The sequence below is a fragment of the Pseudonocardia sp. EV170527-09 genome, from assembly GCF_008369905.1.
GTDB lineage: Bacteria > Actinomycetota > Actinomycetes > Mycobacteriales > Pseudonocardiaceae > Pseudonocardia.
Map to the genome: position 1 here is coordinate 46,351 of NZ_VRMC01000037.1, position 8,545 is coordinate 54,895.

At 71.5% G+C, this 8,545-nt stretch carries 8 protein-coding genes and 1 pseudogene; 4 read left to right on the forward strand and 5 right to left on the reverse strand.

The window, feature by feature from the left end:
• Window positions 1–28: 28 nt before the first annotated feature.
• The gene (locus FVA95_RS13700; protein WP_193564349.1) at window positions 29–1,975 is read left to right on the forward strand and encodes an alpha/beta fold hydrolase; all 1,947 of its coding nucleotides are present in this window, start codon (window positions 29–31) and stop codon (window positions 1,973–1,975) included.
• Window positions 1,976–2,139: 164 nt separating this feature from the next.
• Window positions 2,140–2,865 carry a zinc-binding dehydrogenase gene (locus FVA95_RS13705; RefSeq protein ID WP_149664559.1) on the forward strand — a complete coding sequence of 242 codons (726 nt, stop codon included), beginning with the start codon at window positions 2,140–2,142 and terminating at the stop codon, window positions 2,863–2,865.
• A gap of 53 nt (window positions 2,866–2,918) precedes the next feature.
• On the opposite strand, the gene FVA95_RS13710 is transcribed toward FVA95_RS13705, so the two are convergent.
• The 5 genes from FVA95_RS13710 to FVA95_RS13730 all read right to left on the reverse strand — a co-directional run bounded on the left by FVA95_RS13710 (window position 2,919) and on the right by FVA95_RS13730 (window position 6,537).
• The gene (locus tag FVA95_RS13710; protein ID WP_149664560.1) at window positions 2,919–3,926 is read right to left on the reverse strand and encodes a CPBP family intramembrane glutamic endopeptidase; all 1,008 of its coding nucleotides are present in this window, start codon (window positions 3,924–3,926) and stop codon (window positions 2,919–2,921) included.
• A 50-nt stretch (window positions 3,927–3,976) separates the two neighbouring features.
• Window positions 3,977–4,216 carry a DUF418 domain-containing protein gene (locus FVA95_RS33490; RefSeq protein ID WP_149664561.1) on the reverse strand — a complete coding sequence of 80 codons (240 nt, stop codon included), beginning with the start codon at window positions 4,214–4,216 and terminating at the stop codon, window positions 3,977–3,979.
• Entirely contained in the window at window positions 4,213–4,968 is a 756-nt protein-coding gene (locus FVA95_RS33495) for a DUF418 domain-containing protein (protein ID WP_149664562.1), read from the reverse strand. The genes FVA95_RS33490 and FVA95_RS33495 overlap by 4 nt, the downstream gene beginning before the upstream one ends.
• Window positions 4,969–5,269: 301 nt before the next feature.
• Window positions 5,270–5,476: a hypothetical protein gene (locus FVA95_RS13725; RefSeq protein WP_149664563.1), complete on the reverse strand. Its 207-nt coding sequence runs from the start codon at window positions 5,474–5,476 to the stop codon at window positions 5,270–5,272.
• Window positions 5,477–5,511: 35 nt separating this feature from the next.
• Complete coding sequence (locus FVA95_RS13730; RefSeq protein ID WP_149664564.1) at window positions 5,512–6,537, reverse strand: site-specific integrase; 1,026 nt, start codon at window positions 6,535–6,537, stop codon at window positions 5,512–5,514.
• A gap of 124 nt (window positions 6,538–6,661) precedes the next feature.
• Between FVA95_RS13730 and FVA95_RS13735 the strand changes: the two genes are divergently transcribed.
• The gene (locus FVA95_RS13735) at window positions 6,662–8,167 is read left to right on the forward strand and encodes a hypothetical protein (protein ID WP_149664565.1); all 1,506 of its coding nucleotides are present in this window, start codon (window positions 6,662–6,664) and stop codon (window positions 8,165–8,167) included.
• Between the two features lie 178 nt (window positions 8,168–8,345).
• Window positions 8,346–8,545 (forward strand): annotated as a pseudogene (locus FVA95_RS13740) (hypothetical protein); the annotation flags it as partial.

Sequence of the window (8,545 nt, forward strand, 5' to 3'; positions counted from 1 at the left end):
ACGGAACGCGACCCGAGACGGAGCACCGATGACCACCACCGCACCCCGCTGTCCGCCGCCGCCCGAGCTGATCGGGATCGCGGACTTCTTCGCCGACCCGCAGTTCGCGAACCCGTCGATCTCCCCCGACGGCACCCGGATCGCCTACCTCGCCCCGCACCGGGGCCGGCGCAACATCTGGGTCCGCGGCGTCGACGACACGCACGAGGACGCCGTCCCGGTCACCCACGACACCCGCCGCGGCATCACCACCTACTACTGGACCGACGACCCCCGCTGGCTGCTCTACCTGCAGGACACCGACGGCGACGAGGACTGGCACCTGCACCGGGTCGACCTCGACGCCCCGGACGCGGCCGCGGTCGACCTGACACCGCTGGATCCCGGGTCCCGGGTGATCGGCGTCGAGCCCCACCACCCGGTGCCGGGCGCCGTGCTGGTCTGGATGAACAAGCGGCCGATGTACATCGACGTGTTCCGGATCGACATCGGCACCGGCGAGACGGTCCTGCACCACGAGCAGGAGACGCCGGGCGACACCGTCCTACTGGACCGCGACGGTGAGCCCGCCTTCCGGACGGTGCTCGCCGAGGACGGCACGCTCGAGATCCACGCGATCGACCCCGACACCGGGGACGAGCACCTGCGCAGCCGTCTGGGCGGCGTCGAGTACCCGACGGGCGTCCAGCCCCAGCAGGTGACCGCCGACGGGGCCGGCCTGCTGGTGGGGTCTTACCAGGACTCCGACGATCTGCGGCTGGTCCGCATCGACCGCGACACCGGCTCCGAGACCGTCGTCGCAGCCGTCGACGGACACGACCTCGACACCAGCGGCGTCATGCTGCCCGACGTGCTGCCGCCCGCGGTGTACACGAGCCGGCGCACCGGCGAGGTCCTCGCCGCCCGGTTCGTCGGCGACCGCCCGCACGTCGAGGCCGTGGACCCGCACTTCGCCGAGGTGTACGCCGCGCTGCGGTCGCTGTCGGACGGGGTGCTGGCCACGGCGTCCTCGGACCTGTCCGAGACGCGCTGGGTCGTGACCTTCACCCACGACCGCGATCCGGGAGTGACCTGGTATCACGATCACTCCACCGGGGAGAGCCGGCAACTGTTCCGCAGCTTCCCGCACCTCGATCCGGACACGATGGCGCCGATGATCCCCGTCGGCTTCCCGGCCCGCGACGGGCTGCCGTTGCACGGCTACCTCACCCTCCCGGTCGGGATCCCGCCCCGCGACCTACCGCTGGTCCTCCTCGTGCACGGCGGGCCGTGGACGCACGACTCCTGGCGCTTCGACCCGGAGGTGCAGTTCCTCGCCAACCGCGGCCACGCGGTGCTGCAGGTCAACTTCCGTGGATCCACCGGACACGGCCGCCGGCACATCACCGCCGCGATCGGCGAGTTCGCCCGCGCCATGCACGACGACCTGGTCGACGCCGTCGACTGGGCCGTCGCCCAGGGCTACGCCGACCTCGACCGCGTCGGCATCTACGGCGGGTCCTACGGCGGCTACGCCGCGCTGGTCGCCGTCGCCCTCGCCCCCGACCGGTTCGCCGCTGCCGTCGACTATGTCGGCATCTCCGACCTCATGCGGTTCCTCCGCACCCTGCCACCGTTCGGCCGTCCCTACTTCGGGAACAGCTTCTACCGCTACATCGGTGACCCCGACGACCCCGGGCAGGAAGCCGACATGCTCGCCCGGTCCCCGATCACCATGGTGAGCCGGATCGTCACCCCACTGCTGGTCGTGCAGGGAACGAACGACGTCCGCGTCCCCCGGGAACAGTCCGACACCCTCGTCGACTCGCTGCGCGGGCGCGACGTACCCGTGGAGTACCTCGTCGCCGACGACGAGGGCCACGGCTTCACCAACCCGGAGAACCGGATCCGGCTCTACCGAGGCGTTGAACGACACTTCGCCGAGCACCTCGGAGGGCGCGCAGCAGCCGGTCGGCAGTCGACGGGTGTGGTCTAGATTGTCCGCTTCGGCGACCCGGAGTCGGCATTCGCGCTCCGGAGGCGTCCGCATCCCGCCCCGGGGACCGGCCAGGTGCTGGTGCAGGTGCAGGCCACCTCCGTGAACCCCTCGACCTGTAGGCCCGGCGCGGCGGCTACCGCGACCAGACGCCGCTGCCCGCGGTGATCGGCAACGACGTCTCCGGCCTGGTGGTGCAGACCGGCCCCGAGGCGGACGAGTTCGGGCCCGATGACGAGGTCTGGTACATGGCGCCGCTGTTCGGCGAGCACGGCACCTACGCCGAGTTCCACGTGGCCGACCAGGCACTGGTCGCGCGCAAACCCGCACAGCTGTCGCACACCCAGGCCGCCGGGCTCGTCCTGGAGGGGATGACGGCGTGGGAGGCCCTGGTCGAACGCGCTCAGGTGCAGCCCGGCGAGCGAGTACTGGTACACGCAGGAGCGGGCGGAGTCGGCCCAGTCGCCATCCAGATCGCCGCCGCGCTGGGAACCGAGGTGGTGACCACCGCACGGGCCGGGGACTACGAGTTCGTCACCGGGCTGGGTGCCGACGTCGCGATCGACTTCTCGACCACCGACTACGCGCCGCGCTGGGGCGGCGCCGACGTCGTGATCGACACGGTAGGCGGCGACACTCTCATGCAAAATACCGGGGCGCTCGCCGACCGAGGCCGCCTGGTCCAGCGCCGACTCCGGCCGGTGATCGGCGCCGTACTGCCCCTACCGCCTGCATCTCGGCGACGATGCCGCGGACCTGCCACTTCGGGAGGGCCTCGTCGGATCCGGCGTAGCGGCATCGCACGAGCCCACACCCTGTTGGAACATGGCGCCCCGGTCCCGGGCCCGAGTCGCCTGCGCGGCAAGATCATCATATCCCACGAGATCTGACGTGATCCGGGTTCGGAACCTTCGGGCTCGGGACGGTGGCCCCGGAGAGTGGGTCAGGACTGCGGCGTGGAGCCCTCTGCGCGCTGCGAGTCAATCACTGGTGTCGTGACTGGACCGGTGTGACGCGTCCGGAACCACACGGCCACGACCGTCGCGATGACCACGAGACTGGGCGTGATCATGGAGATACCGGTCGCAGCGTTGTTGACAGAACGGTCAAGACCGCCCGCGAGGTCCGAACTCATCGCGATGGCGAAGACGAAGCTCAGCGTGTTGAAGGCGACGTGGATGACGACCGCGATCTCGATACCTCCGGTACGCCAAGTGATGAGAGCGGCGGAGACAGCGAGGATGAAGTACCAGAGATACAACCACGGATTGCCGGCGAGGTGGATCGAGGCGAAGACGACAGTGGACACCGCGATTCCAAGTACGAGCGAGGATCGGGGGCCACGCCCCCAGCTTCCCGCTACCCGGAAAATTAGCCCACGGATTCCGTACTCCTCGCCTGCGGCCTGTAGCGGCATGAGGAGCAGCGTCACTGCCAACATCCAGAGAAGGTCGCTCTGCACCCACGCGGTCGACTCGGCAGGGAGGATGTAGTTGCTGACGACGTTGAGGCAAACGAACGCTGGCGCGATGACGAACAACGCACGGGTGAAGAGGTCCAGCCGGAATCGTGAAAAGACCGAGTGCAGCGAGGCACCGGGCACACCGTAGAGCCAGCGCTGAATGAACATGCTCCAGGGAATGATCAAGCCGGTGGCCAGCAACCCAAAGGCGTGCATGGCCGGGGTGAGGAGGCCCCGCCCGGACGCGGACTGGGGGATGCCGAACGTCTGGTCCAGCCACCGTGCCAGAACGGCGAAGCCGAGAAACATCGCCCACATGCCCCCGACGAGGAGCACGATGGCGAGAAGGCCACGCCCAAGCTGCCGCTTCTCCCCCGCCAGGACACGGTGGTACTCCACCCCGGCCGGCACGGTGTTCGTGCGCGCAGCGATGTCACTGGGAGGAGACGTGCCAGCATCGAGTGCACGCTGTGGACCGTCGATCTGCATGAGCACTATCCGTTCTGTAGCGCGAACGAGTTCCGGGAGCCGATCACAGGTCACGCTGCCGCTGGACGTGTGGTACTCCAGCCGGCTCCGTAGGTGAGGCGACGCAGGAGTGCTTCGGCCGGTCCGCGCCGTCCCCAACGTTCCAGAGCAGCGGCGATGATCATGGTGACCACCCAGGTGGCGAGAGCGACCGCGGCGGCCGTCGCCGCGCTGAGTCGACCGCCGAGATCGAGCAACGACGGCTCGGTGGCGACGAACCAGACTGGCGACTGCGCGATGTAGAACGTCATCGACCGGCGACCAACGCGTTCGTCACCGGTCCGCGTCGCTGACCGAAGCGGTCGGCCACGAGTGCGATGGTGGCCATGTAGGCCAGGCCCCCCGCGATACCGGTCGCCGCGAACACCGCCTCGGCCAGGGCACCGGCGCCGACCGAATCCGGGGCCCACAGACCCACCGCCTGCAACGCGACCGGCTGGGCGCCCAGGGCCGCCACCGGGAAGCCGATCAAGACGACCCGGATCAGGACGCTCCGATAGCGGGCGGGCTGCTCAAGCAGTCGCATCCGCCCGGCCCAGATCCCGATCAGGACCGCGGGCGCGACGCTGAGCCCGGCGATGGGCAGCACGATCAGAGCGGACGCACGCAGCGCCGCGCTGTCGAGCAGGGTCGGCCCCACAGCCAACGACGCCTCGGCGGCGGCGAGCAGTTGCAGAGCCGTGGCGGCCGCGACCCCAAACGCGAGGGTGACCCCAAGCACCCACCAGAGCCGGCGGTTCGACCAGGTCACCGCCGCGGCGAACAGCAGGGCGAACACACCGTAGGAACCAATGACGTCACCGCTGTAGAGCAGGACGACATGGGCGACACCGAACACAATCAGCCAGAGCCCGCGCCGACGGATCAGGCGTCGCGCGTTGGCAGGATCCCCGCCGGGACCGGCCTGGCGGCGGGTCATCTGCACGAGGCCGTACCCGAATAGGAGCCCGAACAGGGGCGCGGCCCGTCCGTCGACGAACGAGGTCAGCAGCCACTGGACCACGACGTCGACCGGGCCCCACCAGCCGGTCTCGTGAGCAGGTTTCCCCCCGCATGCAGCATCCGGGAGTGGGCGAGGGCGATGAGCAGCAACATCACTCCCCGAGCCAGGTCCGGGGCGAGGAGGCGCTCGGAACTCGGTGTCGGGGAGGCCCACCCGATCGTCGGCTGACCGCTGCGTGACATGACCCAAAGCTAGGAACCCAGCTCATCCCCACACATCGGTCAGGCGTAGAAATCCACTCCAACGGAGGATGGGGAGGACCCCGACGTTCGACCGAGCCTGTCGCTTCCGGTCGCTCCGATCACAGTGAGCACACGCGGGTACGGATGTGTCGCCGAGCGAGGTACGTGGCAATGACGGCCTCGAACCGGAACGGGTCACCGCCATCGGTCACGACTGTCCCCTTCGGAACGACGTTCTCATCGTCGTCGCGGTAGGCCAGCTCGATTAGCACGCAACCGGCGAGCTTCTCGGCCTCGGTAAGGCCTGCCAAGTACCCGAAATCCACGGAGATACATCTGGATGAGCGAGTACGCGTGCTGGTTATCGGCCGATCTGGAGGACGGCGTTATCGGTGAAGACGTCGTCGACGCGGATGTAGGTGGTGATGGTGTCCATCGAGCGGTGGCGGGTCTGGTGGGCGATGGCGCGGTCGGTGGCGCCGCGCAGGTGGGCGTAGGTGACGAACCCCGCTCGGAGACTGTGTGCGCTGTAGGGGCCGCCGGACAGGCCGGCGCGGGCGGTGGCAGCCTGGATGAGGTTGTTGATCGACTCGGGGTGCAGGGGTTGGTCGAGGACGCGGTTGCCGGTGGAGACCTTGCGCAGGATCGGCCCGGTGGTGATGGCGGCGAGGTCGAGCCAGGTGTCCAGGGCGGTGAGCGGGCAGTGGTCGGGGTGCTCGGCGCGGGGTAGACCGATGAGTTCTGCCTGGTCACCGGTCTGGTTGGTCTTGGAGCGGTGCAGGGTCAGGACACGGCCGCGGCGGCCGCTGCGCAGCTCCCGTTCGGGGCCGAGCTGTTCGACGGTGAGCCCGGCGAGCTCGGCGCGGCGTAGAGCGCCCCAGAATCCGACCAGCAGCAGCGCCCGGTCGCGGGCGCCGGCCAGCGACGGTTCGTCGGGCCGGTTCTTCCAGGTGCGGGTGACCGGGCAGGCGGCGACGGCCTGGTCGAGCAGCGGTGGCATGAGCGGGGCGGCCTGCCCAGGTGGGGCTCCGTGGCTGCGACGGATGCCTTCCCAGACGGCGGTCACACGGGCGGTGACAGCGGGGTCGGGCAGGTCGGCGGCGCGGTGTGCGGCGCGGATCCCGGACAGGTGCTTGGCGATGGTGCGGACCTTCGCCCCGGCCTGGGCGAGGGCGACCAGGTACGCCGACACCGTCGCCGGCGCCGCGGGCAGCGGCGTCACGTCGTGGTCGGTGCAGAACGCGGTGAAGCCGGTCCAGACCGAGCGGTAGCCGCGGCGGGTGTTGTGCGCGCGGGCGGCGGCGACGTAGGCGGCCTCGTCCGGCGACAGCGGCGTGTCGACCGCGGCCGAGGCAGCCGGGACGGCATCGAGCTCGGCGTGCGGCACTGACGAAGCCTATCCGCTGCTTGGCGGGATCTCGGCGATGATCCCGCTAAGCAGCTGACCTTCTGTTTCGTTTCGTTGTAACGATTCGATTGACAGAACGATACGGAACCGCTAGTCTGGGTTGGTGAGTGAGCAGCCCTCCCCCGGCGAGCCGGCCGATCGCAACGGCGACACCGGGGCGCCCCCGGTCGCCCCGACTGCTGGGGCGACGGGCGGTGTCGAACCGGCGGGCAGTGCGTCGGCGGCCACCGGGCCGGTCGAGTCCGGCGAGACCGCGTCGCCCGGGCCCGGCGGTCCGGCGGGGCGGGCACGCACGGGGACGCTGGAGCTGGTGGCGTGTCAGTTCCCGGGGGGCTGCGCGAACAGCATGGAGTACGCCGGGGCCGGGCGGCCGCCGAAGTACTGCTACCAGGTCGTGGGCGGGGTGATGCACGACCGGGTCAACGCCAAGCGGGTCGTGGACGGCGGCGTCCCTGCTCGCCGGCGTCGGGAGCCCGACGACGCCCCTGCCCGGCCGATCGCCCGCGCAGGACAGACCGTTGCCGAGCAGGTCACCGCGCTCATCACGCGCCTGGAGGTGAGCGGTGCAGAGCTGCGCGAGGCACTGGGCACCCTGGCCGATCCCGACGCGGTCGCCGCGGAGATCGCCGCTGTCCGGCGCGCCGCGCGCGCTGAGATCGACCAGGCCCAGGCCGCGACCGACGAGGCCCGCGCCCAGGCCCGCGCCGCCCGCGACGACGCCGCGGCCGCGCGCCGCTCGGCGGCCGCCTCGGACGCCGAGGCCGCCGACGCTGCCGAGGCCCGCGACACCGCCGAGCTCGCCCGCGACACCGCGATCGCCGCACGCGAGGCCCTCGAGGCCGAGGCCGCGCAACTCCGCGCCGAGCTGGAGCAGCGCGACACCGAGCTGACCGCGCTCCACGCCGAGCTGGCCGCGATCCACTCCGAGCGGGACACGCTCACCGCCGCGCGCGACACCGCGATCGCCGCGCGCGACACCGCGGCCGCGGACGCCGCCCGGGTCACCGCCGAGCTGCAGACCCTGGCCCACGAGCACACACGCACCGAGACCGAACTCGGCGAAGCCCGCCGGCAGATCGAGTCGCTCACCGCCGGACGCGACACCGCGGCCACGGAGCTGGCCGCGGTACGCCGTGCCCTGGACCGGGCCGAGACCGACCGCGCCCGGTTGGCCGACGAGCTGCACGAGGTCCGCGAACAGGCCGCCGAGCACCGGGCCGGACGCGCCGCCGCGGAGAGCAGCCTGGCCGCGCTGCGCGAGCAGCTCGCCCACGACGTCGACCGCGAACGCGCCTACGGCGAGCAACGCCTCGCCGACGCCGAGACCCGCCACGACGCCCAGCTCGCCGAGCTACGCACCGAGCTGGCCCGAGCACGACGCCGAGCCGCCGGGTGGACCGAGCAGGACCTCGACCCCACCGACAGCGACAGCCCCGGCGACGCGACCGACGACGTCGACGGGAGCAGTGAGGCCGGGGCTGCTGGCTCGCCCCGCCCTGCCGGTGCACGACGTGCCAGGCCCCGCGCCGCGCAACGCCGCACCGGTCCCGCCCAGCCCACGAAGCCCGCGCCCGGCGACTCCTCCGACGCCTCAGGGGACCTCCCGTGAACGCCTTCTCCCCCAGCCCCTTCCCGCGCCCGCAGCCCCCCGGAGCACAGGCCCCAGGGCGCTGGACTCCGCCTCGGCGCGCCCGGTGATGGCCTCCCCCGCGCGCCCCGGCCGGGAGCAGTCCCTGTGCTGCGACCAGTGCGGCCAGGCCCCGGCCGACCCCCTGCAGCAGATCCTGATGAGCGCAGTGTGGCTCGTCCCCGGCCCCGCCGGCCCGACCACCGCGTGCTACTGCCGCGCCTGCCCGCCCGCCGGCCCGATCACCGACCTGACCTGCCTGCGCTGCGGCGACGGCCCTCTGCTGGTCGGCGACCTCGCAGCCGACCCTGCCGGTCCCGACGACGCACTGCCCGCGGCCGCGCAGCAGTGGCTCACCGC

What these genes read in the sequence shown, in the direction of transcription:
- FVA95_RS13700 (WP_193564349.1), top strand. Translation starts at nt 29, where the DNA reads ATGACCACCACCGCACCCCGCTGTCCGCCGCCGCCCGAGCTGATCGGG.
- FVA95_RS13710 (WP_149664560.1), bottom strand. Translation starts at nt 3,926, where the DNA reads ATGCAGATCGACGGTCCACAGCGTGCACTCGATGCTGGCACGTCTCCT.
- FVA95_RS33490 (WP_149664561.1), bottom strand. Translation starts at nt 4,216, where the DNA reads ATGACGTTCTACATCGCGCAGTCGCCAGTCTGGTTCGTCGCCACCGAG.